Raw genomic sequence first — 25,762 nt, 5'->3', positions numbered from 1 at the left:
TCACGCCGTGCCGCAACTGCATTCCGGGTGCCCCCACTGCCGCTTGCAAACAGCACATGGCTGGTAGTAGAGGTGCTCCAGCAGCTGGGTCTCGGTGGCGCCGTCGCGAACGTGTCTCGCGAACGCGCCCGAGTTGTGCGCGTACAGCACGTCTCCAGGGACCGCGGTCTGGTCCTTGTCCCGCACTACGTTCGCTCGGACGACGAGTCCGGTCTTTGGCAGGACGACGGACTCCTCACCTCCTTTTGGGTCCCCCGCGACACCCCCGGCGATGGCGGCCTCAGGAAGGCCGAGGCCGAACTCCAGGTCGTAGTAGGACGCCTCGACCCGATCGTGCTTCTGGCTCGATGATGCCTCGACTGTCAGCACCAGGTCGTCGTCGAGAACAACTCCGAGTTCAAGGCGCTCGTGCAGTGGAGGCGCTGACTCGTCCACGCTCAGCGTGATCATCCCGAGTGAGGTTCGGCGCTCACTCGCCTGCGGGTGGGCTGACAGCGCGGTGGGCGTGGCGATCGGGAACTTCGCCTTCCCGTCCGTCGGGTCCGCGCAGTACAGGTGGAGGGTCTCGTGCTTGACCTCGCCTCCGAGCGGCATCTCGGTTCCGGCCGCGAGGAGGGGCATCAAAGAACCACGGGCGAGCTCGAGTTCGATCGGTTTCGCCAGTCGCAGCCTCTGCCGGTCATGCGCGATCCACGCGGCGCCCTGCGAGATCAACGTTGCACTGTTCGGCGGCACTTCGACGCGGTCTGGCCCGAACAGCTCGTGTAAGCGGCTCCGGATGGCGGGCATGGCTGCCATGCCACCGACCACGACGACGAGCGAGACCTGGCCCGGGGCCATCGACAAGCTGTCCAACAGCGATTCGATCTCATCGATCCCCGCGGTCACGAGCGGTCGCGTGATCTCCTCCAGCTCCTGCCGCGTGAGCTGGTACTGCAACGTCGCGCCGGACTGGAAGTAGCTCGGGCGGTAGAACGTCACGTCGACGCGGTCCGCCGACAGTTCGATCTTGTTGCGCTCGGCGTCCTGGAACAGGCGGAGCTCGGCCTCCGGGATCGCGAGGTCGTCGTCGGCCACGCCGCCTCGTGCCCGGACGCGCTTCACGACCTCGTCCCGGATCACCTTGTCGAACTCGTCGCCGCCGACCTGCGCTGACCCGCCGTTGCGGAGCTGCCGCACCTGTTCCTCGTCGACTCGGCAGAGAGTCAGGTCGAGCGTGCCACCGCCCCAGTCCACGACGAGGACGTTTCGCCGCGCCAGGCGCCGCGCCATCTCCTCCGGGTCCTTCGCGCCCCGGATGAACCCATACAGCGCGGCCAGCGGTTCGTGGACGAACTGCGCCACGCGCATTCCTGCTCCGGCGAACGCCTCGCGCAAGGCGGCGCGGCGCTGCCCGTCCATCGTGACCGGGATGGTGACCACGGCGTTGTCGAGCGGACCGAGCACGTTGCGCTGTGGGCTTCGGAGGGACTCCGAACGGACGTGTCGGACGACGTCAGCGACGATGTCAACTGGGCTCCGATCGACGCCGCCGACGGCGACCGCTTCTTCGCCGAGGAGGAACTTCGGAGACTTCACCGTGTTCCCGTGCACCCCGATGCCAGCGGCACCCAGCGCATCCTTCGCTTCACGGCCGACGACGACCTGCTCGCCCTCGTAGCGGACGATCGACGGGTGGGGGCGGCCGGTTTCGACATCCATGACGTCGATGACGCGGTCACCGACTACCACCGATACGAGGCTGTTGGTGGTTCCGAAGTCGAAGCCGACGATCATGCGAGCCCTCCGGAGGAGTCCTTCAGCTGCTCGACCTCTCGCGTGAGTGCGAGGAGCGACCGGTCGAGGAACTCCTCAGCCACGTTGGGCGCCCCATTGCGGAGCGCGTGGAGACCGTCCGTCAGCAGATCGATCTCTCCACCGAGCCGTCGGATGATGCGTGTGCGCAGCGTTTCGTAGTCGTCAGCCATATGGCTCTTGTCGACCACGCGGTTGTCCCTCTCCGCCGCAAGCTCCTTCTGCAGCCGTACGACGTCTGCCGAGAGTGCTTCCGCGCGAGCCAGGGCCGCCTCCTCACGGTTCTTGGCCGACGCCAGCTCATCGCGGAGCCGCGTCTCTCGATTCCAAGCAGCAGCGGCGTCACGTTCAAGCTGCGAGATCTGGCGATCGAGTCGCTTGATGCGCGCGAGGTAGTTGGTGCCCACGATCCCGAGCACGGCGTGATCGCGGCTGGCGCCGATCTCGCTGGCCGCTCGCTGCAGCCCCACTGCCTCGGGCGCCTCGAACTTCCAGACAGCGCGGTAGGACGCATCGATGAACTCGTCCAGGGTCCATTCGCGCTGCAGCGCGCGGAGGAGCCCGAAACACGCGACCGCGTTCTTGACCAGGCGCTCGCTGTCTGCTGGCTTGAACCTCTCTGACGACACGCCTAGCTTCTCAGCGTCAACCTGGCGAGCTGCGTCGCGCAGATGCTCAGTGGTCGGCTGCGGATCCCGGCGGGGATCCAACAACTGGTCCGTCCAGACTCGGAAGACCGGGTGGTGACCCAACGCCACGAGGGCCAGGTCAACCAGCCGGTTGAGCGCCCGGCCGACATCGCCGTCCTCGGCTCGCTTGAGCTGAACGCCCTGGCGTGCGGCATATTGCAAGAGTTTGAACGGAACCGACATGGTGGGGTCGGTCGAGGCGAGCGTGGCGACCAGCGCGCTTTGCGATTCGATGCCCTCGTCAGTGATCGGCAGCTTCTTGAGTGCGTCCTTGGGGAACTCCAGGAGCCGGGCATTCGACTCGTAGGCGAAGGTCAACAGCTCCTCGACCGTCGTGACGACGGGTTTGGGCTTGCTCTTCGGCCGGGATCGCGGTGCGTCCTGGACACCACCGGACGCATCCGTGTCGTCGCCGGCCGGCCCCGTCGGTTCCGCCACCTCGTCAGGAGTCACCGGCTGCGCGGAGTCCTCCAGTCCGGACTTCGGTCCTGGCTCGGGGATGCTGTCGTCGCTCAACGTCCTACCTCTTGCAGTCGGGTTCGGAATCCTGCGTACCAAGCACCCGTCTCCTTCGAGTGCCTGAGAGCCTCGCCGTGTCGAGCGGCGCCATCGACGTCGCCTGCCGCGAGCATCGCCTCAGCCGCGATGAGCCGCACCTTGAATTGATCTTGCGGCCGCAACTCACTCAGCGAAGGCAGCACTTGCCCCACGACCGGGGACATCGTTCCATCGAGCGGCGCCGCGCCGACGTCGAGGAGATCTTCCGTCACCGAGTCGCTCAGCGCCTGGTCGAAGCTCCCGTGCGACCTGTCGGCCAGACTGGCCCTGCCGAACGCCCCACCGGTGAGCAGCGAACGGAAACGCGCGGCGACGTCGGACACGCGGTGGCTGTTGGTCTTTCGCACGGCGAGGTCGAACTGGTTGTAGTGCAGCGCGACCAAACCGCAGATCGCTTCAGCCGCCGGCCGATCGAACGTCGACAGCAGAGACACCGCACTGTTGTAGCGCTGCTCGTAGAGAGGCGCGCCCGTTGCATCAACTCGCCCGGGGTCGCCATCGCCCTCGCGCGCGAGGACGCCGTAGAGGTACGTCGCGAGTCCCTCTCGATAGCGGCGCGCGGTCACTCCCCTGCCCGCTCGCATGATGAACGCGTCGATCGCGTTGCGACTCAGTTCGCGACTAGAGATCAGCTTCTCGAGCGCTTGATCCACCAGCAGGAGGTCGTCCTCATCTGCGAGGCAGAAGTCGAACTCGAACGTGCGCTTAAGGGGACCGTTGGAGACTGTCACGATTTGAACGCCAGTCATCGCGCCGGCGAGGTACTTCGCAGCTTTGCCCGGCGAAGTCTCGCGGCCGTTCACCTTGATCTGCTCGACGTCCGAGGTCGTCCAGTCCGCAGGGCTGCTGGCACTCGTAACCATCAACCGGGTACGTCCGCACTCGCGGCCTCGGAAGACCAGCGCGGGCCGCTTCGTGGCATGGCCGTCGAACCTGTGCGCGCGCCTTGCGCGCTCGGACGAGAACACCAAGGCACAGTCGGGGCACGGGAACTCCGGCGGCTTGGGCGGACCTGGGGTGCCGAGAGGCTCGGAGTCGGGCTCATGGAACTCCATGTAGCCGGTGTGCCAGAACCCCACGGACCCCTCCTATCGCTTCCCGATGCCGCCATTTCCGCCTTCGGCAGGCTAGTCGGAGCGCCCGACACAAGGGCCCGAACCTGAGAGAATCAGCGCCGCGCTCGAGGGCGTCAGGCCTTGAACCCGGCCAGGTGCTCGAGGACCAAGGAGTTCGCCTCCCAGCCGTCAGGGAACTTCTCCGGCTCGTCAAGGAAGATCGGGTCCGAGTCGGGAAACTCGGCGAGGAGCCGGTCGGCACCGGCCCGGCCCACGACGATGCAGGCCTGACGGTGGCGCGACAGCATGACGCACATGCGGCCCGCCTCCAGGTGGAACGCGGTCGCGTCGCGCCGACCCGCGAGCGGGTGCCAGACGAGCACGACCTCGTACTCGCGACCCTGCACCTTGTTCGCCGTGGACACGACGAGCGAGTCGGGATCGACGCCGAGCTGACTCAGCGCGAACCGCACCGCGTGGACCTGGTCGTTGTGGGCGGCCACGACCGCGACGTCCTTCGCTTCGAGCTTCCGACCGGTGGCGTCCAGCTCGTCGACGACGTCGGCGCCGCGGGTAAGCAGTCGCTGCACGAGCTGAGCGAGCTGGGTCGCCACCTCGGCGTCGGTGCGGACGGCGAGCTTCTCGGGGAGCTCGACGTACGCCCATCCCTCGGTGGCCGCCCGGTCCAGAGCGTCGTCTTCGGGCGCGCCTCCTCCGGCGCCGATCGTGAGGGAGCGCTGGGCCGCGTCGGTGCCGGCCGAGAACCCCGTGTACGGGTAGAACGCCTGCGACACGATCCCGGCCGCGGACGGCGGCAGCCGCCACGACAACGGCAGCTGGTGGGGCGTCAGCTCCGGGTGGAACGCCGACAGCGTTCCCATCGCGGTGCGTGACGGCGCATACTCCAACCCCTTCCACAGTGCATCGTCGATCGTGGTGAACGGGTCGAGCTGGCCAGGGTCACCGACGCACATGAGTCGGTCGAACATCGTGGCGACGCCGAGCAGGGCGTCCGATCGCATCTGGTACGCCTCGTCGATCAGCGCCAGGTCGTACCCCTGGATCAACCCGTTCCGCTGCTGGCCGGACCTGACGAACTCCCACTTGCGAGCCGTCGCGACGACGACCTGCGTCCCCTTCACGGTCGGGTCGTCGTGCTTGCTGGAGATCACGAGGTCAGGATTGGCCGCGGCGAGGTTCTGCATCGCGCTCGAACCGCCGGCGCCGCCGACCAGCCGGGTAACGCGGAGGTCGGGGTGTCGCTTCAGCAGCGCCGCCACAAGGTCGTCGGCCTGCTCGTTAGTCTGAGTCACGATCGGGAGGCGGAGTTTCGAGTCGGCGTCGGCGAGCGCCTTCGACACCGACACGGTCAGCGAGCTCTTTCCCGCTCCCGGAGGGGCCTCGACCAGGACGGCGCCGCCCTTGTCGAGCGCCTCGATGTCGGCGACCACTCGCTTCGTGTAGTCGGTGTTCACCCACTGGAAGTCGACCTTCGGGTGGGACTGGCTCATACGACGACTCCCGGCTCAGCGTCCGGCGCCACGGCGCCGACGACGACGATCTCGGCCAACTCCGCCGGGGACATGTCCGGCGACCCATCCGTCGACCCGTCGCCCGGTTCGGCTTGCCCGGCGAGCTCGGTGGTCGTCGCCTCCTTGTGGGTCCACGGGATCTCGTCCGGCCCCCACGGGTTCGGACCCTCCCACGGGTCCAGACCCACGAAGATCACCTCGACGCCAGGCGGCCAGGCGTAAGTGTCGAACGCCTTCACCTGGTCGGTGACCGCGACGACGGCGGAACCGTCGTCGACCGACCGCACGACGCCGCGGATCTTCTTGTCGCCGACCCAGCGGACGACCTCGCCCGCGAGCAGGCGGGTCGGCCCCGTCAAGGACACCTCGACGAGCGGCACGCGGGTCGCGCGCTTGTTGCCGGGCTTGATCTCCTTGTTCTGCGCGTCGACGTTCGTGATGGCGCCGGTGACGCACCGGCCCTCGGCGTCGAGGCGAGCCATGATCATCGGGTCGTCGAACGCCTGGGCGGTCTCGAGCTCGTCCGCCGCCGAACTCCACCGTTGAAGCATCGCGGCCGCCCTCAACGCGTCGTGTCGACGGGCGAACCGCGGGATCCCCGTCTTGGCGCGCTTCGCGTGGGCGCCCCACTCGTACACGTCGTTCGCCCACCTCGCGGCAACGGTGGCCGCCGGGTCGATGCCGCGCAGGATGTCCACGGCGCGGTGCGTCGCCGCGTACGCGTCGGTGAGCGCGGCGCGGACCGCCGTCGTGACACTCGCTTCGGCCGTCGCCATCTTCGCCGCGTCGCCGTTCCGGAGTCCGTCACCCCACGCCTTGACTTGCGGTTCGAGTTTGGCCTCCCACTTCGGGTTCGGGACCGGACCGAACGCCTCCTCGAGCTCGATTCGTTCGAGCTCCGCCAGCAGGTCGCCGGCGACGCCGTCGATCCACGCGAGCAACGCGGCGAGGTTCTCGTCCTCGAGCGCCGACTGCCCGGTCACGAAGTGCTCGGACAACGTCTCGGTCATCGCGAGGAAGTTCGCTTGGCCCGGCAGGTTGGCGTGCTCGGTGAGCCACGACAGGTGGGAGCCCGCCCACTTGGTCGCCTCCGGCACGTCGTGCGTGCCGTCGAGGCCGAGATACCTCAGCGATCGACCGAGCCGCGCCCCGAGGTAGGACCGCGTGGCGCGGTTCGGGACGATCACCTGCGGCGCTCCGGAAGCGACCTGGCGGAACCCGCCCCCGCGCTTGGGTTCGGTCTTCAACGCCAGGAAGGGGCGGACGTACACGTCGAGGTCCTCGGCGAACTGGTTGATCGCGCCGAAGCGGCACTCGCGGTTGCGCGGTTCGGCGGCCACGACGAGCTTCGGCGCCGCCGGATCGGTCCCGTACATGATGCCCAGCGGCGCGGCGGCCTCGCCCGAGAGGTTGTAGGCGACCACGATCAACGGCCGATCGGCGAGGTGGACGTGTCGGTACGCCGTGCGACGGACCGCCCGGTGCGCGCGTGCGGCTTCGGCCGTAAGGAGCAGGTCGATCAGACTCATGCGGCGCCGCCCGCTGGGTTCACAGCCGGGACCGGGGTCAGCCCGGCGGTCGGGACGAGCGAGCGCGCCCGCGCGATCGCGGAGCGGGCCGCACCGAGCGCCTCGGCGACGTCCGCGAGCTCGTCCTCCCCTGCCGACGGACCGTCTTCGGCGAGCCTGAGCGCGTCAGCCAGCGTGTGGACGCCGGCGAGGTTGTCGCGAGCATCCCGTCCCAGCCTGGCTGGGTCGTCCTTGGCCCAGGCTTCTGCGCGGCAGAACGCAGCCATGTCGCACGTGGTGACGCAGTCCGGCACGAAGAGGGCGCCGACTTGCTGGACGGCCTTGGTCAACGCGGCCCGCAACGTCGCTTCGTCCATCGTGCCGCTCGGGTCGACGTCGAAGGTGAGGTCCGCGGGGAGGCCGGCGAGCACTTCCGCGGTCTTCGGGACGGCGGCCAGGACGCGCGACAACGACAGGCTCTTCTTCTTCAGCGGGACCCGGTGGGCGACCGGCTGCCGACCGAAGTTGCGCGGCGCCACCAGGATCACCGACCACACCAGCAGGTCGGGGTCGAACCCGAGCCGCTCGAGCGTCGACCGCAACGCCATGTGGTAGACGGCCGTCTGTCCGGCCGTCGCCGACAACTTCCCCGGGTCGGCCTGTCCATCGATGATCGGGTACGACTTGATCTCGACCAGCTCGAGCCGGTCGCCCACCCGAAACGCGAGCGCGTCGGGCTCGAGGTTGACCTCGGCGCCGGCGAGCTCGAACCGCAGCACCGGATGGTCGACGATGTGTGGGGCGGTCGAGTCTCCGCTCGCGATCTTCGCCAGAACCTCGTCGGTCTTCGCGACGCGCGCGTCCATCCAGGGCTTGCTGCCAATCTTCCCGCCCACATGGTTGATGTCCTCGACTGCGAGGTCGGGCGGCATCGGGAGCTCGACGTACGGTTCGAGGGCCTCGACCAACAGTCCGTAGCCGCTGCGCTCCTTCAGGCGGTCCTCGAAGCGGTTCCCGCCCTCGATCGCGAACGGCGACTGACCCCGCAGGGTCGGGTGTCCGAGCTTCGCCGCGAGTTCGTGCGCCGGGACGCCGGCAGAGTCGATGACGCGCCGCCGAGTGCATCCCGGGTTCTGAGTCAGCGCCGCGACCGAGCGCGCGTTCGCCCGGGCACGCGGCAGCGCCCCGCGGATGCCGTCGAGCGACGGCGACGTTGCTTGTCCTCCCACGCCGGACATGGTCGCAAGAACCTCCGACCGTTTGGGCAGATTCGTAAAGAAGACCCTCAGCATCGGCCCGAAGCGTCGGGCCACGACACTAGGCTTCGCTGCGCTCCACCAACCTGAGAGGAAACCCTGACTTGTCGCGTCTGAACGACCTGCTCCGCCAGCTCCGGATGGAGAACCCAGGCCTGGCAGACGACCTGCAACGGGAGTACGACGCCCTCGCCGACCGGCGCTCCTTCGGGCTGAACTTCGAGCGCCACGTACCTGAGGCCGTCGAGCTCCCGGGCCGGAAGGTACGCAAGGGCGACAAGGTCCGCATCCTGCCGCCGCGCGGGCAGGCACGGAAGAAGGAGAACGACCGCCTGTGGCGCGTCATCGCCTTCTCGACCCAGGACGGCGTCCGTCACGCCGACCTCATCGCCCTCGACAACGACGACGACGAGACGTCCGCACCCGTCGACGACCTCGTGGTCGTGGCCGAGTTCCGGGACCCGATCTACCCCGGCCTCGTGTCAACGGGAAAGGTCGAGCGAGGCGGCGACAAGCCGTTCCACACGGTCATCAACGCGGAGAACTACCACGCACTCCAGACGCTGCTGTTCACGCACCGCGGCAAGGTCGACTGCATCTACATCGACCCGCCGTACAACACGGGCGCGAAGGACTGGAAGTACAACAACGACTACGTCGAGGGGGAGGACCTTTATCGGCACTCGAAGTGGCTCGCGTTCATGGAGCGGCGCCTGCTCCTAGCTCGCGAACTACTCAATCCAGCCGACTCAGTGTTGATCGTGACGATCGACGAAAAGGAGGTTCACCGGCTTGCGCTGTTGCTCGAGCAAGTCTTCCCTGAGGCACGTGCTCAGATGGTCACCATCGTGATTCAGGCTGCAGGCAGCAATCGCAAGGGCGAGCTTGGTCGCGTCGAGGAATATGCCTTCTTTCTATTCATTGGGGACGCCGTTCCATTCCAGTCGGTAGACGACCTTCTGAACGAGGCGCCGTCCACCAGCTCGGACAAGGTCCGTTGGGAGTCGCTGCTTCGTAGCGGGACCGACAGTGCCCGCTCAGACTCTCCCAACCTTTTCTATCCCGTTTTTGTTAGCAAAGAGACCGGAAGAATTGTCGGTTGCGGCGACAGCAAGCCGCTGACAGCCAACCTTTCAGAGTGGACAGTTCCGGACGGTTCGATCGCCGTGTGGCCGACGAAGTCTGGAGGCCAACAGGGACGATGGCGCTGCTCACCCGCAGCCTTGCGCGAGCTCATCGCAGACGGCTTCGCAAGGGCTGGAAAGGTCGATGCCTCTGGCAAGGGCACGATCTGGTACCTCGGCAGGGCTGCGCGCAAGAAGGTTGAAACCGGCGAATTCGCTGTCACCGGTCTTGATGCCCAAGGCGCCAAGGTCGTTTCCGTCGTCTCAGCGGCAGCGAAGACCTTCCCTGCCAAGACAGTCTGGAACCGCGCCCGCCACCACGCCGGATGGCACGGCACAAACCTAGTCAGCGCCCTTCTTGGTGGCCGACAGTTCCCCTTCCCAAAGTCGCTCTATGCCGTCGAGGACGCCCTCAGGATCGCCGTTGGCGCGAAGAAGGGAGCCGTCGTCGTCGACTTTTTCAGCGGTTCAGGAACCACGGCGCACGCCGTGATGCGCCTCAACCGTCAGGATGCCGGATCACGTCAGGCCATTGTTGTCACCAACAACGAGGTAGCTGCTGCCGAGCAGAACTCCTTGACAAAGCGTGGATTGCGACCCGGCGACCCGAAGTGGGAATCCCACGGAATATGTGATTTCGTGACGAAACCACGGGTGGCCGCAGCCATCACGGGAATGACCCCCGATGGCGACCTGGTCAAGGGGGATTACAAGTTCACGGACGTGTTTCCGATTTCGGACGGGTTCCATGAGAATGCCGAATTCCTGACCCTGACGTACGAAGCACCGCTGCGAGTAGCATCGAATCGCGAATTCGAGAAGGTCGCCCCGCTCCTGTGGCTGCGCGCAGGTTCGAGGGGACGACGCATTGACGACGTCTCCAAGGGTTGGGACGTCGCGGACGTGTATGGAGTCATCGCGGACCTGGACCAGGCGGAGCCCTTCCTGAAGGCGGTCGCCGAGAACGACGACGTCGCAATGGCGTTTATCGTGACGGACGAGGATCGCTTGTTCGAGTCGATGGTCGCGGCCCTCCCCGACCACGTCGAGCCGGTTCGGCTGTACGAGGCGTATCTGCGGAACTTCGAGATCGAGGCAGGTCGAGGAACCCGATGAAGTTCACTCTCAAGTCGTACCAGTCTGAGGCTGTCGACGACGTTCTCAAGACACTCGAGCGGGCGCGGTCCGAGTACCGCTCCAAGGGCACGAGTTCGTCGGTCGCGCTCTCGGCGACGACCGGTGCCGGCAAGACCGTCATGGCGGCCGCGGTCATCGAGTCGCTGTTCTGGGGCAGCGACAAGTTCGGGACCGATCCTGACCCGGGTGCGGTCGTGATCTGGTTCTCCGACGACCCGAGCCTGAACGAGCAGACGAAGGACCGCCTGCGTCAGGCGAGCGAGAAGTTCACGTACGACCAGCTGGTGACGGTCCAGTTCCCGTTCCCGCGGTCGAAGCTGGAGCCGAGGAAGGTTTACTTCCTCAACACTGACAAGCTTGCGAAGAACTCCCGGCTGACGCGCACCGCGACCCTCGATGAGGACGGTGCGTTCGAGACTCTGCCGGGGACGGCTGCGCCTGACCAGCAGGCGTCGACGATCTGGGAGATCATCGGGAACACGATCGACGACCCAGAGTTGACGGTGTACCTGATCCTTGACGAGGCGCACCGCGGGTTCAAGAACAAGCGGACGAGCGCGGAGAAGCCGACGCTCGTGCGGCAGCTGATCAACGGCACGAATAGCCAGTCGGCGGTGCCGATCGTGTGGGGGATCTCGGCGACGCTGTCCGCGTTCACCGACGCGATGAAGGCGGCCGATGCGGATCAGTCGCGCCGCGCGTTCCCGGCCGTCCAAGTCGACCCGATCCGTGTGCAGGACTCGGGTCTCGTCAAGGACGTCGTCAACCTCGACATCCCCGACGAAGCGGGGAACTTCGACACGGTCCTCGTCCGTCGGGCCGCAAAGCTCCTCGCCGACTCGAGCGCGCGGTGGGAGCGGTACGCGAAGTCGGAGGGGTCTGCGGACGTCGTGAAGCCGCTTCTCGTGCTCCAGGTCCCGAACACGCCCGATCACGACCAGATCGGCCTCGCCCTCGACGAGATCCTGCGGGCGATGCCGGAACTGTCCGGGGACTCCGTTCGACACGTGTTCGGCGACCACACCGTCCAGAAGTTCGGCTCGTGGGAGGTTGACTGGATCGAGCCCCAGCGTGTCGAGTCGAAGACGAGCGTCAGGGTTCTTGTCGCGAAGGACGCGATCTCGACGGGTTGGGACTGCCCGCGGGCCGAGGTGATGGTTTCCTTCCGGCCGGCGAAGGACCAGGATCACATCACCCAGCTCCTCGGTCGTATGGTCCGTAACCCGCTCGCGCGTCCCGTTCCGGGCGACGAGCGCCTGAACTCCGTCGACTGCATCCTGCCGTTCTTCGACAAGACGACGGCGGGCAACGTCGCGAAGTTCCTGTCGGGGAGCATCGGCGAGCTGCCCGGCGGCAAGGGTCGCAAGGTCCTCATCGACGGCCGTGAGCTCCGGAAGAACCCGCGCGTGCCGGACTTCGTGTGGCCGGCGTGGGACGCGATGCCGACCGAGACCATGCCGCAGCGCGGGTCACGGCCCGTCAAGCGGCTCGTCGCGCTCGCTCAAGCCCTGTCGGCGGACGGCGTCCGGCCCGGCGCCCTCGCCGAGGTCGAGGCCATCATGGCGACTGTCCTCGACTCCCTCGCGGTGCGCCACCGGGCCGAGCTCGAGTCGGCGATCGAGGAGGTTTGGGCCGTGCGCGGCGTCACGATCTCCGGGCGCCGCAAGACCGGGAAACTGACCTACACCGAGTTCGTCGAGCGCGCCGACGACCGCGCGATCCGCGTCGCGTTCGAGGACGCGAAGAAGGCGTTCGGCGCGGACGTGGCCCAGGCGTACGTCGACCACCTCGCCGGCGACGACGACGGCGAGGACGACGGACTGCGCGAGGCGTACGTCAAGGCGTCGGCCCTCGCGATCGTGAAGGCCGTTCGCGAGAAGGTCGACCGCGAGGCCGACGAGTTGGCCGAGAAGTGGTTCGCCGAGCACCGCGTCCAGATCAAGGAGTTGTCGGACGAACGGCAGCAGGCGTTCGAGGACATCCGCGCCGAGGCGACCGAGCCGAAGCGCGGGGAGCTCAAGCGTCCGCGGACCCGCATGGAGGATTACGCGGTCGTCGACGAGGACGGCCAGATCGCCGTCGCGCCCCTCGCCGACCGCCACCTGATGTCCGACGAGAACGGCGAGTTCCCGCTCAGCTCGCTCAACGGGTGGGAGTTCGACGTCGTTCACGCGGAACTGGCCCGAAGCTCGTGCCGGGCGTGGTACCGGAACCCTGCTCGCGCGGCCGTCGACTCGCTCGGAGTCAGCTATCGCGACGACGTCGGCAACTGGCGCTCCATGCACCCCGACTTCATCTTCTTCAACGAGGTCGACGGTGCCATCCGACCGTCGATCGTCGACCCGCACGGCCACCATCTTCAGGACTCACTGCTGAAGCTTCAGGCACTCGTGCGGTTCGCGAAGGACTATGGCTCGGAGTTCCACCGGATCGAAGCGCTCGCCGAGATCGACGGGAAGATGCGCGTCCTCGACCTCCAGCTAGACCGAGTCCGCGCCGGAATCCTCGGGAGCGCCGACGCGCCCGAGGTTCTCTACCGCAGCGACTTGGCGGTCTTCTACGACGCGCTCTGAGGGTCGATAGGAAGCGGCAACGTGCCGGAGGGGGATCGCGATGGAACCGGTGGTGCTCGCTGCGGTCGGCGCGCTCGTGATGGCGGCGGTCGTCGTCGCGCTCGTGCGAACGCGCGCGGCACGACTGGCCGCTCTCGGCGACGACGCGGAACCGTCGCTACGTGAGCTGCGCGCGTGGAAGGCGACGGTCGAGCAGGGCCTGGCGACCGCCGTCGCAGACGGCCGCTGGGTAACCCGCGACGTGCGACACGACTGGGAGGCGCAACGGCCCACACCGTCGACGGTGGCGTCGAAGCTGGCGACGCGGAAGGAGGCCGGGGCGGAGGCCCGCGACCTGATCGCGTTCGTCGACCAGGACCTGCGTGACGTCGTCGACTCCACCAATGAGCGGATCCTGTGCGACGAGCTTCGGAGCCAGCGCGCTTTCTTCGACACGATCGAGACGAAGCCGCTGACCGACGAGCAGGCGACCGCCGTTGCGACGTTCGACAACCGGGTTCAGGTCATCGCAGCCGCCGGGTCGGGCAAGACGTCGGTGATGGTGGCGCGGGCGGCGTACGCGATCCGGCGCGAGATCGTGCCTGCCGACAGGATCCTCCTGCTCGCGTTCAACAAGGACGCCGCAGCGGAACTCCAACAACGCGTCGACGAGCGCCTCGACGCGGCGGGGATCGACCCGTCCGGACTGAGTGCCTCGACGTTCCACGCGTTCGGCCTGAACGTGATCGGGACGGCCACCGGCCGCAAGCCGCGGCTCGCGCCCTGGATCGACGGCGGGCAGGACGTCGCGATGGTCAGCCGGATCGTCGACGAGCTGCGCGACCGGTCCCCCGAGTTCCGGTTCAAGTGGGACATGTACCGGTTGTTGTTCGCGCGGATGGCGGAGGACCCCGCCGGCGGGGAGCCGGACGCCTACGACTACGCCACCCGCGCGACCGGGTTCCGCACCTTCAACGGGGAGACCGTGAAGAGCCAGGGCGAACGGATGATCGCCGATTTCCTGTTCCTGAACGGCGTGAAGTACGAGTACGAGCGGCCGTACGACCACGACGTCGCCGACACCGAGCACTCGCAGTACCGGCCGGACTTCTACTACCCCGACGTCGACGTCTGGCACGAGCACTGGGCGCTGGACCGCAACGGCGAACCCCCTCCCGAGTTCGACGGGTACGCGGCCGGGATGACCTGGAAGAAGAGCCTCCACGACCGCTTCGGAACCGCGTTGATCGAGACGACGTGGGCCTCCATCATCGATCAGAGCGGATTCCAGCCACTGGCAGCGGACCTGCGGGCACGAGGAATCACGCTCGACTGGAACCCCGACCGCCCCGTCCGTGGCGCGACCCCCGTCAAGCACGAAGACCTGGCGCGCCTGATGCGATCCTTCATGGCGCACGTGAAGTCGAACTCACTGACTCGTGAAGATCTCGATCGGCGTCTCGATGCGTCACCAGCGGGCATTCAGCGCTACCGGGCGCGCGTCTTCGTCGACCTGTACTGGACCATCCACGACGAGTGGCAGCGGCGACTCGACGAAGACGATGCGATCGACTTCGAGGACATGCTGGTGCGCGCTGCTGGGCATCTTGAGGCCGGTGACGTCGACATGGGCTTCGATCTGGTCCTCGTCGACGAGTTCCAGGACGCCAGCCAGGCACGCGCCCGACTGGCTCGCGCCCTCGTGGCCAAGCCGCATCGCTACTTGCTGGCGGTCGGGGATGACTGGCAGTCGATTAACCGATTCGCCGGCGCAGATCTGTCGGTCATGACGTCGTTCAGCGAGTGGTTCGGTGAGGGGCTGACGCTGCGGCTGCAGACGACGTTCCGCTCGCCCCAGTCCATCTGTGACACTGCTGGCGAGTTCGTCGCCAAGAACCCCCGACAGTTCCGCAAAGACGTCTCGTCGATTCACGCCGAATACGGTCCACCCGTCTCCCTCGTGCGCGTCGGGCAGCCGCACGAGGTTCCCTCCGCGGTCGAACGGGTGCTGGTCGACCTGGCGGCGCGTGTCCGTTCCGGCGAGATCCGACCAGGGCGGTCGGGTGTGGTCGAGGTCGACGTGCTGGGGCGATATCGGTTCGACCGGGACGTGATGCCGCGGTCCTTCCCACCCGAGCTGCGGGTGCGCTTCCGTACCGTGCACTCGTCGAAGGGACTCGAGGCCGATTTCGTCGTGCTCCCCAACGTCGGGTCCGGCACCTACGGGTTCCCCAGCGAGGTGGTCGACGACCCAGTTCTCGCGCTCGCCATGTCAGAAGCGGACCCGTTCCCCCACGCCGAGGAGCGCAGGCTCTTCTACGTCGCCCTGACCCGCGCTCGCCGACAACTCACGTTGGTCGGGGTCCAGGGCCACGAATCGGCGTTCGTAACGGAGCTGCTGAAGGATCAGCGGCTCGAACTCTCCCCGCTGAGCACCGTCGATCTCTCGGAGCCTTGTCCAGACTGCGAAGGCGGCGTTCTTGTGGTTCGAAAGCGACGTTCCGACGGACGGGAGTTCCTCGGCTGCAGCAGGTTCCCGTCCTGTCGGTTCACCCGGAACACCGCATGAGCGCCCACACGCGGACCGCTGAAAGACCGCAGTCTAAAGCCGGTCGATCCACGTATCGCCTTCGCGATCGTCCCACTGCGACGTCGAACTCCGGCTCGCAGCGCCCCGCTGACCAAGGCGCGACATCACCTGTAACCCCTCGTCGTGGGTGAGGGCGCGCAGAGACGTGACTGTGCGGCCGGCAGCGGACTCGATCGCCTGTTGGCGCTCCTCCATGGTCGTAAGACCACGTGCGTCGAGCGCCTTTCGCAGCAGGTCGACCTGCCAGTCGGCGATCGGCGTCGGGGCACGCGGCGGCTCGACGGGCGCGGACGTCGCGTCGTCACCGAACAAAGAGAGGTCGTCAGACACGGTTCCGATCCTACGAAGTTCGGCTGCGGGAGCTGCGGCGCGCCCCAAGGACCGGCGCCACACCGACGATCGCCCTGACGATGACGCTGACAGCGAGCCATCCAACCTTGAGTTCGTCCCAGGCTAGGACGAGTACCCCAAGGTTGAGCCACCCAGGTGCTCCGGCTGCGACGGCCTCGCTGAGCAGGTGCATCGCGACGAGCAGAACCGCCGCAAGGAAACCCAGCAGGGCAGCGGCTATGCACCGGGGTTCCTGAGCCCTAACGCGGCGTACAAGCACGTTGGAGGGCGCGTACAGCTGGATGTAGCGGTGCAACGCAGCGACGGCGATGATGACCGGCAACTCGAGCAAGGTCAGCATTGAGAACCTCCGGGCGGTCGGTATCCTCGATACGCCGGGCGGTCGGTCATTCGCCTTTTTGGCACCGCTCCCCTGTGGAGAACGCACCCAGCTGGCACCTATGGAGCCGAAATGGCATGGGCCTTCCTTGACGGCGACGCTACGGCGCGCTCGGTTGCACCAGCCGCGCCGGCGATTCGGATGGCGGAAAGGGCACGCTGGCGATCCGCCCGCTGAGCTTCGGTCTTTGCGGCGCCACCGACCAACAGGTCGGACATGACCTTGTAGCGGTCGCGGTATGCCGCGACCGTCGTCGGCGCGTCTACCCAGGCTTCGCCATGATCCCGTCTAGGTCGTCGAGTCCATGCCTCGCCGCTGGCAACGGCGTCCTCGACAAGGGCGCGAGCTCGCGACTCGATTAGCTCCTTCCGCTCGTCGATCGCCCGTCGATCCTCGGCTGACATCTGGCCGAGCGGTTCGGGGATCAGGCCGGCGACCAGTCGTGGCCTGATGCGGCAACCGCGCGGCGGCGTCGCTGCGACCTTGTCGACGCGATACCGGAGGACCGCGGCGATGTCGTCGGCGTCGTCGAGTCCGCGGCGGCTGACGACTCGCGGAACCAACTGCTCGAGGTCGTGGTGGTAGGCCTCGGCACGACGCAGCGCGGCTGTGAGCGGGCCGAACGCCGGCGGCTCGACCACCGCGGCATGCTGCTCGGCAGTCAGCCCAGAGCGCCGCAGCAGGTCGACGAACCGCTCGTGCTGAACGTCGGCCGCGATCGTCTCGAGTTCGGCCGCGAGCCGGTCGATGCCGCCGTGCAGTTCGTACTCGGCCTCGATCGTCTGCGTGGCGGAAAGGTCGGCGCCACTGTGTTGGAGGACCCCGTACAGAACCGTCCTGGCTGTGACGTCATCCTCCTCCGGCGTGGAGTGGCTGTCGTCGGGCTGGCCGAGGGCGACGTACGCGATGTTGGACTCGCGGCCGCGGGTCATCGAGACGTAGAGGTTCTCTCGGGTCGTCGATGAGGTCACGACGACGTGCGCCGTGTCGACGGTGACGCCCTGAGCGCGGTGCGCGGTGACGGCGTACCCGAGGTCGACGTGCTCGGCGACGTACTCCGGCGGCAGGACCGTTCGCACACCGCGGGCGTCGAGGCGCTTGACCATGACAGAGCCGTCCCGCCGGATGTCGGTGACCTGCCATCGGTCGCCGTTCTTCACCCACCCACCGCGCACGGTCCGGATCCGGCGGTCGTTCTGGCGCGTGATGACGACGTCTCCGAACGAGGCGCGGCAGCCGTCAGCCAGATGCGCCTCACGGTGATCGACGGCGCCATCCAGAAGTAGCCGCTCGGCCCGCGCGCGTTCGTTGAGCGCGCGGACATCACGAGCCGACTCCGTCACTAGGATGCTGGCGCGGCCGGCAGCGCAGTCGGCGCGCCAGGCGACGTACGCGGCGTCGACCATCTCGTCGGTGAGACCCTCGCGGATGCGCTTGTGACGGCCGTAGGCCGAAATGGCCTGGACGTCGCCGCGGCTCAGCGTGAGGGACGCGTCCTTCTCCCACTCGTTGGTGAAGCGGTGGATCTCGACCAGTTCCGGTACGTCCGCACGCCGGTCGACGAGGAGCGCGAATGCCCCACCGGCGTCGACGGACTGGAGTTGGTGGGGATCGCCGACGAGCAGCACCTTGGCGCCCGCGCCCGCGGCGATCCCGGTGAGACGATCGAGTGTCACCGTGTCGGCAAGGGTCGCCTCGTCGACGATCACCAACTGACCGCGCCGGAGTTCAGTGCGGTCGTGGTCGTACTCGTGGAGCCACTTCGCCGTGTTCTCGCACGCGACGCCGAGGTCGTCGGACAACGCTTGGGAAGCAGCGGCGGACGGCGCCAGACCGACCACGCTCCCCCGCCCGCGCTCCGCGGTCCAAGCTGCTCGGAGCGCTCGCATCGTGGTGGTCTTGCCTGCCCCGGCCGGCCCGACGAGTACGTCGACCTGGCGGCCCGACTGACAGATTCTCTCCACCGCACGGCGCTGTTGCGCGCTCAACTGAACCTTTCCAGTCGCAGCCACTCGGACCGCAACACTCGCAACTACCGTCGGCGCGGTCACCTTCTCGGCACGACTTAACAGCCGCGCCTCGGCATCGAGCACCGCGGTCGAGGAGTACTTCTGACCGTGCCGCGGACGGAACCGGGTCGTGCCGTCCTCACGTTGGAATCTCGCCGGGCTGAGTGCGAGCTCCGGCGGGGTCAGGACCGCTCTGGTCACCGGCGACCTCGAGTTGGCCGACTTCGCATCGAACGTCGCGCTCGCCGCGTCGCCCTACGACGAGGTCGCGAACCTCGACCGCGTCGCCGTCGACCGAGCCATGGGCAACGTCGACGACGCTGACGCGCGGGTGCGAAACGGAATCTCGAATCGAAGCGACGACAAATACGGACCGATTCAGACTCCGCCCCGAACCGAGAAGATCGTCAGCGGGGGTAATCCAACAGGCCCGGTGCGGCGCACAGGGTGAGCCCGAGAGCGAACCGATCAGTCCTCGAGGGCACCCTTGAACGACACCGAGTACGGATCAAGGATCTCCTTGTTCTCGCCGACCAACTGGCCGCCGATGAAGTACTTCACCATCCCACTAAACGCATCGTTGTCACCCACAGTGTCGACGAGTTGCTCGTTCATCGTTGTGACCGCCTGTTGTGCGACGTCCACGTCCACGGTGAGCAGACCGGCGTTCAGGTTGACGTAGACAACCCCCGGCGCGCTTCCCGGCTCGATGCCGGTGATCATCGGCGGGTCGCCGAACGCGGTGTTGAAGGAATCGGCGAACGCATCGAGGTCCTTGAACATCTGCGACGCGGTGTCAGTCTCGGGATTCGGCTTCGCGGCTTGCCCAAGGGTCTTGACGCTGACTGCTTGGAGAAAGCCGTTCAGCTTCTCACCGTCGATCGTGACCTCGACGAGTTCGACGACCATCTCGACCTTGGTGCCGTTGGCCCACTGGGACGCGTCCGACTCCTCGACCAGGACCTGGAGATCGTCGGCGCCGCCCTTGGCCTTGAACATCACCGCGTAGTGGCCGGAAGCGGTCGGCCCCCAGGCGTCGGACTCGAACAGCGGCCCGCTGATGCGGAAACGGTCACCGGTCTTCGGTCCAGAGCCCGGGCCGTCAATGGACTCGTTGTTCAACCTGTCAAGGAGGGCGTCGACGGTCGTGTCGACGATGGGCTTCTCCGCGGGCTTCGTCGGCGACGGGCTCGCGGAGGGCGCCTGCGTAGGCTCTTGACTCGGAGTCTCCGAAGCGGGGGACGAAGACGAGGGCTTCGTGTCCTTGTCGTCGCCCTCGGCGATGGCGCCAACGGTGATGCCGCCGATGCCAATGACGGCAAGGGCCGCAATCGCGCCGAGTGCCTTCTTGTTCCTCAACAGATCCGGGTCCTGTCGCCGAGTGGGGGCCTGTTCACGCAACTGACCCTTGAACTGGGTCCCCCTGTCCTTCGCGTCCTCGACGGACTTCCGCGCCTGCACGGTGGCTCGGGCGGCGGCGTCGGTCATCTTCGCCCTGAGTCCGGGCGCAGTGGACGGCGGAGGCGGCGGGGGCGGATAGGAAGCAGGCGGCGGCGTCGGCCCGCCCTCAGACGGTCGGGCGACCGGCGCGTCTGATTCTGAAGGATTGCCAAGGTTCGGAGCGCTCACGCCCGGAGTTGAAGTGCCGCTCGACTGCGCACCGCGTCGCTCCTGCTCCTCGCTCCACTTCTCGGACGCCTGGTCCTTGACGTCGGCGGCGATTTCCCTCGCCTGCTCTGCAGCCTTACGAGCCTGCGCCGCTGCTTGTGCAGCAGCATCCTTCATCTTGTCCTTGAACCCCACGGCCCACGACTCCTATCCATTGGCACCCGAATGGTTGGACACGGGGCTTCAACCTGCGGATACGACCTGCGCCGTCCGAAGACGAACCCTATGGAGCCGGAGTGGGCCCCGTACCGGTTTTCGACAGACACGTCGCTTGCTGCCGCCACTGCGCCCTGAACGCCAAAGCCCACGTGCCGTCCCATTTTCTCGAGCGCCATCGAGAGACAAGAGCAACCTTCCCGCATGACATGGGGATACCTCCTGACCTGCGCAAACGCAGGTATCCCCCTCTCGAATCAAGGCAGGTATCCCGAAATCGTGGATACCTGACCGCGCATCGTCGGGGGCATGTTCGACCCCAACAACCCGGTCCCGACGTGGTCGGTCTCGACGATGCAGCGAGTGGCCCAGGAACCCACGCTTGCGGCCGCCGCATTTCGTTACGCAAATCTCGGCATCCCGGTGTTCCCGTGCGCGCCCGACGGGAAGCAGCCGTTGACGCCGAACGGCTTTCACGACGCGACTTCGGTCGCTCGTGTCGTCCATGGCTGGTGGCAGCGCACCCCTGACGCGAACATCGGACTGCCCACTGGCGGGCCCACCGGAGTGCTCGTCGTCGACGTCGACGTCCACTCCTCGGCCAGCGGCTTCGCCGCCTTCGAGCGAGCACGCAGCGAGGGTTACGGCGACGCGTGGGCATGGCTCGTGCGTACGCCGTCTGGCGGTCTCCATGCGTACTACCCGAACGTCCGCAGCCAGGAGCAGCGAAGCTGGCAGGTGCCCACCGCGCACGTCGACTTCCGCGGCGACGGCGGCTACGTCGTCGCTCCCCCGTCACGGATCGCGGTCGATGGAGCAACACGGTCGTACGACGTCATCGCGGTCGCCACCCATGTCCCCAAGCCCGTCGATGCTGCCGAGCTCCGCCGATTTCTGGAGGCGCCCCGGCCAGCGCCGCAGCGGCCGCCCGCTGGCATGCCCGCAACCGGGTGCCGACCTGAGGCTCTGGCCCGAACCGTCGCACTGACTCCCGAGGGCGGCCGCAACCACGCGCTCTTCTGGGCGTCGTGCCGCATGGCCGAGAACGGGCTCAGCCACGCCGACGCGATGAGCTGGCTCATGCCGGCCGCGCAGTACGCCGGGCTCCCGGGCCGCGAGATCGAGGCCACCGTCAAGTCCGCGTTCCGCATCGCCTCTCGGCTCGGCCCCGGGAGCAGCCCGGGCCCTACCCCAGCGAATGAAGGGATCCACCTGTGAACACGCACGCCGAGTACCGCCGCCACAGCTACCGCCCGCCGCAGCAACCCGCCGTCCCGGAGGGCGGCGCGTCCGGCAGCGACGAGCTCGCACGGCATCGCGACCCCTCACTCCAGTCGACCCAGCCGTCACAGGCGCAGACGCAGAAGCAAGTCGCGTGGGTCCGCCCCACCGAGCTGGGTTCGTACCTGGGCCCGATGGTCGGCCGCGGGATCGACCTTGAGCCTGAATCCTTGTTCGTGGTCATAGCGCTCCATTGCACTGCGCTTCGCCTTCCCCTGCGATCGTGAGTACGTCTGGAAGTAGGGCGATGCGAGATCAAGCCACACGAGAACGGTGCCTAGGGAGTCGAGGTCACTGAAGTCGTCGGTGCCGATGATGAACCCCGTGGGCTCGACGGTGCTCGGCGCTCGGCCACAGGCCTCCAGCATCCGCCAGTAGTGGGCCAGTTGCAGGTAGTCGTCGATCTTCGCCGTCAGCTCGGCGGCGCACCCGCGGTGTTCCTCGACATCGCTCGGCGCGCTCATAGGCGAGAAGCGAAGCGGCCCCTTTGCCCGCCTCGCGATCTTGTGCTGTTTGACGTCCCCAGGCACATACGACGTCAGCGCACCAGCGCTGTCATGGCGGAGCAGGATGTCAGGCCGCCCGGTACGACCGCCATGGATGTCGTCCGGCAACCATCCGCCAAGGATTACCTCTATGCCCTGGTCCATTGCGTCAACGGTGGCTTCAATGCAAGTCCCCTTGCCCGAAGATCCGATAGGTCGATACAACGCTGCCCAAGGGATCCTTTGAGCTTGGCGAAGATCTCGGCTTCAAACGCTTGTCCGGAGTCGAGTCGCATCTGCAGTTCTGGCGGCACCTCCCAGGGGACCGACTCGATGGTCGGATCCCATTCGTTGTGCACGCGGCGGGCGCACTGCTTGGCCGCGTAACCGGTCAGAAGGATTTCCGTCAACGTCATACCCCCGGGTATTTGGTGTCCCACCACGGGTCGAGTGGGTCGTCGTATCCGTCGCCCTTCCATCCGTCGCCGGCCTGGTTCCCTGTGCTCTGACGGGCGAGGTCTCGGGCGAGAGCGTCCATGACCCAGCCGAGTTCGAGTCGCGAGCCCAGCGATGTGGGGATGGCCTCGAACCCGTGCACGGCCCCCAGGAAGGCGCCTGCCACTGCGGCGACGGAGTCGCCGTCAGGCGCCCAACCGGCGAACTCCAGAGCCTCGTCGACGGTGTCAAGATCTGGGAACGAGAGTGCGACGTAGATCCCGCCACTCAGGGCAGACGCGGCGGTCTTGTCGGGCGCCAGCCGTTCGAGGAGTTCGGGCACACAGGGCTGCGCCATGCCCTCGTCGATGAGGAGGTCGATCTGTCGGTCCAACCCACCGGGCACGCCGTGGCCGATCGCGGCATCGAAGGCGGTCTGGAAACTCTCGGATTGAAGGCAAGCAGCAGCCAGTTGGACGGCAAAACCGGTCGGGGCGTTTCGGGTGCCGTCGTCGTGGGTGAGACTGGCCGCCGCGGACGCGAAGGCGTAGATCCCATCCATCGAGGACTGGCGGTAAAGGGCAGCGATGGGGAGCGAACGCAGTAGTGCCTGACAGCCGGCGGATGCTGTCGGGGCCTCACTGGTAAGGGCCTTCATGGTCGCCGGGGAGCTGCCACGGACCTGTGACATCGCAGGCACATCGATGAGCCACCCACGGGTGGCGAGGTGGTCGCTCTCGATGAGCGGGTGCCAGTCCATGGCGGTTGGCTGCGCACCTCGGAGAAGCGCCCACCGCTGGTAGGCGTACTTGAGGACGTCGGTCGGGTTCGCGACGACATGCCCGCCGTAGCGAGTTGCCGTCCGCATCAGGCCCTCGGCCGTCCAGGCCGCGAGTTGGGTCGCTGCGCCGGCTTCAAGCATCCCCGAGCCGGGAATGTCGCTCCGGCGAGATCCGATGGCATCGCCGAGCGCGAGGCCAAGCATGAGTCCACGCACGCTGCTCTCCCAGGTTGCGGGCGCCCGGTTGCTGGCCTTGTTCCTGTTGTTCCCAGGCTGCATAGATCGATTCAATCGCGGATCTCCTTGTCGGCGAGTCGTTTCAGCGCGGTTCGAAAGGCCCGGTTCGGGTGCGCGCGGGGCAACGCGGAGCACACCTCGGCGAGCGCCCGGTCGTCGTCGACGCCGCGAAGCATCGAGTAGGCGGCCCCGACTGTGGGAGTGCGCGATTGTGCGGCTACGCAGTGGAGCAGCACCGTCTTGCCCTCGGCACGCAGCGCCGCGATTGTCTCTGCGGCATCTCGGATCGTGAAGTCCAAGTTCGGGTTCGCTGTGGGATCGACCATGTCGATCAGACGGAATCCAACGCTTTCGATGTGGTCAGGGATCTGTCTGCGCCCGACCAGGCACAGGCTCACGACCGCATCGACCTCCGCAGGAAGTTCGCTGAGCGCCGTCGCGTCAGACAGCCAGACGCCAGGGTCGTGCGGATGACGCACCAGAGTGGTCCCGCCTGCCTGCCAGCCTGTGTAGTCGATGTGATCAATCATTGGCCAGCCGTGGTGGCCCGGTTCGGCACGCGTCGCGGCCAAGTGGCCAACCTTCTCCAACCCCTTGGCCGTCGCTCCGGGCCAGCCGTGCAGGATTCGCCGCCAACGGGCGGGCACCGCGCTGGCTCCCCATCGAGCACCGATAAGGGCGCCTGCGATGGCAGCAACCGTGTCGGTGTCGTTCCCGATGCGTATAGCTGTCCCCAGCGCGTCGACCAAGTGAGCGCAGGAGTTGGGCGCTGGCACCGGGGTGTGATGAACAGCCGACCACGCCGCCTGCAGCGCTCCCACCGCCCAAGCGTTGTTGGTGAAGGCGCTCGGCGCCAGGGTCTCAGCCTGAGAGAGAACGTCACCCCAGTACGTCGGTTTCGGGCTCCACGGCTCGATGTCAGGCCAGGAAGGCAGGGTGCCGTGCAACACCGCGTGGCGGATCATCAGGCACCAGACGGCACACGCTTCCTGAGCGACGACCTCGTGGTGAGTGAGAGCGGAGACAGCCATCGCAGCCTCCACCAACGCGTCCGGATCATCCAGATGGGCCAGGGCGACCGGGCCGGTCCGCATCAACGACCCGTTGCCGGCGCTGCGACCTCGTCGCTCGTGTACTCGCCGGGCAGCGTGAGCCATCTCAGCACCAGTGGGCGTCCGGCCCGCCAGTCGAAGAACCTCAGCGGTCTGGAAACCGACATCGGCCGGGCCGTTGGCGTACCAATCGGCGAAACCCTGGGCGATCCGGTCCAGGGCCTCTGGCGTGCGCAGGTCGAGACCATCGGCCGCGACTGCAGCGATCGCCATGGCCTGGGCCGTGTCGTCAGTCCATTCTCCCGGCTCGAAGTTGCCCAGGCCGCCGCCGATCATCTCCGGGACCAACCCGTCCGGTATCGGAGCGAACTCATAGCCCGCACCGAGAGCGTCCCCCGCCGCCGAAGCGACGACCACCCCGATCGCACGGTCCAGTTGTGCCGAGGAGAGCTTCATCGACCCGCCAGGATCTGCTTGGCGGTCGTGATGACCCGAAAACGGTATCCCTTCGGCGGACCGCCCAGGCCGGACTCGGTCATGGGCAACTCCATTGCCGCGCGGATATACACCGAACTGATCGGCAGATTCCGCTGCTGCACAGCTCGCAGCGCGGACCAGCGGATCGATGCAAGCGGTGACGTCAGGCACCGGACGACGACTTCCTCCGGACAAGCCGGGTTCCGCAGCGCAGCCCGAAGCTCGACATCCTGACCGGCACTCATCTCGCGAAGCGTCTGGCCTGGCATGAAAGAGAGCTGGAGATACCGCGCCCGTGCGAGGCCCGGGCTGGTTGACCGGTACCCCTTCTTCGCCGCCTCTACCAGCATCTCCACGGGAACGTCGCCCCGCTTGGCCAAGCACTCGAGGTCCCATGCACTGGGCCGCGCCGCAAGGAAACGCATGGCGCACGCCTTCGGCCAGGTCGGGTCGCTGAGCACGCGCCGCTTGAAATCGGACGCCGCGATGAACTCCACCGGACAGTCCGGCCGGTAGAGCCGAGCCACCTCGTCAACCACACTCAGAGTCGCCAACTCGCCCCACCCTTCTATGCACACCGCTCACTTGGATTGAGCACACCGTATCACGCAATGTTGCACGGTGATCCGCTCATGCTATGCTGGCGGCATAACTCG

19 protein-coding genes are annotated in these 25,762 nt (G+C 67.1%); 5 read left to right on the top strand and 14 right to left on the bottom strand.

The window, feature by feature from the left end:
- The 6 genes from KG111_RS07870 to KG111_RS07845 all read right to left on the bottom strand — a co-directional run bounded on the left by KG111_RS07870 (window position 1) and on the right by KG111_RS07845 (window position 8,449).
- Entirely contained in the window at window positions 1-1,776 is a 1,776-nt protein-coding gene (locus KG111_RS07870) for an Hsp70 family protein (protein WP_205290099.1), read from the bottom strand.
- Complete coding sequence (locus KG111_RS07865) at window positions 1,773-2,999, bottom strand: hypothetical protein (RefSeq protein WP_205290098.1); 1,227 nt, start codon at window positions 2,997-2,999, stop codon at window positions 1,773-1,775. The genes KG111_RS07870 and KG111_RS07865 overlap by 4 nt, the downstream gene beginning before the upstream one ends.
- Entirely contained in the window at window positions 2,996-4,120 is a 1,125-nt protein-coding gene (locus tag KG111_RS07860) for a hypothetical protein (RefSeq protein ID WP_205290097.1), read from the bottom strand. Before KG111_RS07860 ends, KG111_RS07865 begins: the two co-directional genes overlap by 4 nt.
- 110 nt (window positions 4,121-4,230) lie before the next feature.
- Entirely contained in the window at window positions 4,231-5,607 is a 1,377-nt protein-coding gene (locus tag KG111_RS07855) for an AAA domain-containing protein (protein ID WP_205290096.1), read from the bottom strand.
- Complete coding sequence (locus KG111_RS07850) at window positions 5,604-7,157, bottom strand: hypothetical protein (RefSeq protein WP_205290095.1); 1,554 nt, start codon at window positions 7,155-7,157, stop codon at window positions 5,604-5,606. The genes KG111_RS07855 and KG111_RS07850 overlap by 4 nt, the downstream gene beginning before the upstream one ends.
- A complete protein-coding gene (locus KG111_RS07845; protein WP_205290094.1) occupies window positions 7,154-8,449 on the bottom strand; it encodes a hypothetical protein in 1,296 nt (431 codons plus the stop codon). Before KG111_RS07845 ends, KG111_RS07850 begins: the two co-directional genes overlap by 4 nt.
- 47 nt (window positions 8,450-8,496) lie before the next feature.
- On the opposite strand from KG111_RS07845, the gene KG111_RS07840 reads away from it, so the two are divergent.
- From KG111_RS07840 to KG111_RS07830, 3 genes are read left to right on the top strand one after another with little or no spacing between them, the layout of a single operon-like run.
- Window positions 8,497-10,632 (top strand): site-specific DNA-methyltransferase, encoded by a 2,136-nt coding sequence (locus KG111_RS07840; RefSeq protein WP_205290093.1) that lies wholly within the window; start codon window positions 8,497-8,499, stop codon window positions 10,630-10,632.
- Window positions 10,629-13,226, top strand: a complete 2,598-nt coding sequence (locus tag KG111_RS07835; RefSeq protein WP_205290092.1) for a DEAD/DEAH box helicase — start codon at window positions 10,629-10,631, stop codon at window positions 13,224-13,226. Before KG111_RS07840 ends, KG111_RS07835 begins: the two co-directional genes overlap by 4 nt.
- A gap of 40 nt (window positions 13,227-13,266) precedes the next feature.
- On the top strand, window positions 13,267-15,774 hold the full coding sequence (locus KG111_RS07830; RefSeq protein ID WP_205290091.1) for a UvrD-helicase domain-containing protein: 2,508 nt from the start codon (window positions 13,267-13,269) through the stop codon (window positions 15,772-15,774).
- Between the two features lie 33 nt (window positions 15,775-15,807).
- Here KG111_RS07830 and KG111_RS07825 read toward each other — a convergent pair whose 3' ends face one another.
- From KG111_RS07825 to KG111_RS07815, 3 genes are all read right to left on the bottom strand, one after another.
- Complete coding sequence (locus KG111_RS07825) at window positions 15,808-16,125, bottom strand: hypothetical protein (protein ID WP_205290090.1); 318 nt, start codon at window positions 16,123-16,125, stop codon at window positions 15,808-15,810.
- Between the two features lie 10 nt (window positions 16,126-16,135).
- On the bottom strand, window positions 16,136-16,486 hold the full coding sequence (locus tag KG111_RS07820) for a hypothetical protein (protein ID WP_205290089.1): 351 nt from the start codon (window positions 16,484-16,486) through the stop codon (window positions 16,136-16,138).
- Between the two features lie 98 nt (window positions 16,487-16,584).
- Window positions 16,585-18,537: an AAA family ATPase gene (locus KG111_RS07815; RefSeq protein WP_283770614.1), complete on the bottom strand. Its 1,953-nt coding sequence runs from the start codon at window positions 18,535-18,537 to the stop codon at window positions 16,585-16,587.
- A gap of 127 nt (window positions 18,538-18,664) precedes the next feature.
- Between KG111_RS07815 and KG111_RS07810 the strand changes: the two genes are divergently transcribed.
- Window positions 18,665-18,985 (top strand): hypothetical protein, encoded by a 321-nt coding sequence (locus KG111_RS07810; RefSeq protein ID WP_205290087.1) that lies wholly within the window; start codon window positions 18,665-18,667, stop codon window positions 18,983-18,985.
- Window positions 18,986-19,002: 17 nt separating this feature from the next.
- Here the strand turns inward: KG111_RS07810 and KG111_RS07805 are convergent, their stop codons facing one another.
- Window positions 19,003-20,337, bottom strand: coding sequence for a hypothetical protein (locus tag KG111_RS07805; protein ID WP_205290086.1), 1,335 nt, complete (start codon window positions 20,335-20,337; stop codon window positions 19,003-19,005).
- Window positions 20,338-20,667: 330 nt separating this feature from the next.
- Between KG111_RS07805 and KG111_RS07800 the strand changes: the two genes are divergently transcribed.
- Window positions 20,668-21,576: a bifunctional DNA primase/polymerase gene (locus KG111_RS07800; RefSeq protein ID WP_205290085.1), complete on the top strand. Its 909-nt coding sequence runs from the start codon at window positions 20,668-20,670 to the stop codon at window positions 21,574-21,576.
- A gap of 128 nt (window positions 21,577-21,704) precedes the next feature.
- Here the strand turns inward: KG111_RS07800 and KG111_RS07795 are convergent, their stop codons facing one another.
- The 4 genes from KG111_RS07795 to KG111_RS07780 form a co-directional block, all read right to left on the bottom strand.
- On the bottom strand, window positions 21,705-22,289 hold the full coding sequence (locus KG111_RS07795; protein ID WP_205290084.1) for a hypothetical protein: 585 nt from the start codon (window positions 22,287-22,289) through the stop codon (window positions 21,705-21,707).
- A gap of 247 nt (window positions 22,290-22,536) precedes the next feature.
- Window positions 22,537-23,619 (bottom strand): ADP-ribosylglycohydrolase family protein, encoded by a 1,083-nt coding sequence (locus KG111_RS07790; protein WP_205290083.1) that lies wholly within the window; start codon window positions 23,617-23,619, stop codon window positions 22,537-22,539.
- 8 nt (window positions 23,620-23,627) lie between these two features.
- Window positions 23,628-25,085, bottom strand: a complete 1,458-nt coding sequence (locus KG111_RS07785; RefSeq protein ID WP_205290082.1) for an ADP-ribosylglycohydrolase family protein — start codon at window positions 25,083-25,085, stop codon at window positions 23,628-23,630.
- Window positions 25,082-25,633, bottom strand: a complete 552-nt coding sequence (locus KG111_RS07780; RefSeq protein WP_205290081.1) for a hypothetical protein — start codon at window positions 25,631-25,633, stop codon at window positions 25,082-25,084. Before KG111_RS07780 ends, KG111_RS07785 begins: the two co-directional genes overlap by 4 nt.
- Window positions 25,634-25,762: the final 129 nt, after the last annotated feature.

It is taken from the genome of Nocardioides faecalis, from assembly GCF_018388425.1.
Lineage (GTDB): Bacteria > Actinomycetota > Actinomycetes > Propionibacteriales > Nocardioidaceae > Nocardioides > Nocardioides faecalis.
The sequence above is the reverse complement of the archived record's forward strand: the minus strand, read 5'-3'. Positions and strand labels throughout refer to the sequence as shown.

Coding starts and splice junctions, on each gene's coding strand:
- KG111_RS07870 (WP_205290099.1), bottom strand. CDS start 1,776: ATGATCGTCGGCTTCGACTTCGGAACCACCAACAGCCTCGTATCGGTG.
- KG111_RS07855 (WP_205290096.1), bottom strand. CDS start 5,607: ATGAGCCAGTCCCACCCGAAGGTCGACTTCCAGTGGGTGAACACCGAC.
- KG111_RS07850 (WP_205290095.1), bottom strand. CDS start 7,157: ATGAGTCTGATCGACCTGCTCCTTACGGCCGAAGCCGCACGCGCGCAC.
- KG111_RS07835 (WP_205290092.1), top strand. CDS start 10,629: ATGAAGTTCACTCTCAAGTCGTACCAGTCTGAGGCTGTCGACGACGTT.
- KG111_RS07830 (WP_205290091.1), top strand. CDS start 13,267: ATGGAACCGGTGGTGCTCGCTGCGGTCGGCGCGCTCGTGATGGCGGCG.
- KG111_RS07820 (WP_205290089.1), bottom strand. CDS start 16,486: ATGCTGACCTTGCTCGAGTTGCCGGTCATCATCGCCGTCGCTGCGTTG.
- KG111_RS07800 (WP_205290085.1), top strand. CDS start 20,668: ATGTTCGACCCCAACAACCCGGTCCCGACGTGGTCGGTCTCGACGATG.
- KG111_RS07795 (WP_205290084.1), bottom strand. CDS start 22,289: ATGGACCAGGGCATAGAGGTAATCCTTGGCGGATGGTTGCCGGACGAC.
- KG111_RS07790 (WP_205290083.1), bottom strand. CDS start 23,619: ATGCAGCCTGGGAACAACAGGAACAAGGCCAGCAACCGGGCGCCCGCA.
- KG111_RS07785 (WP_205290082.1), bottom strand. CDS start 25,085: ATGAAGCTCTCCTCGGCACAACTGGACCGTGCGATCGGGGTGGTCGTC.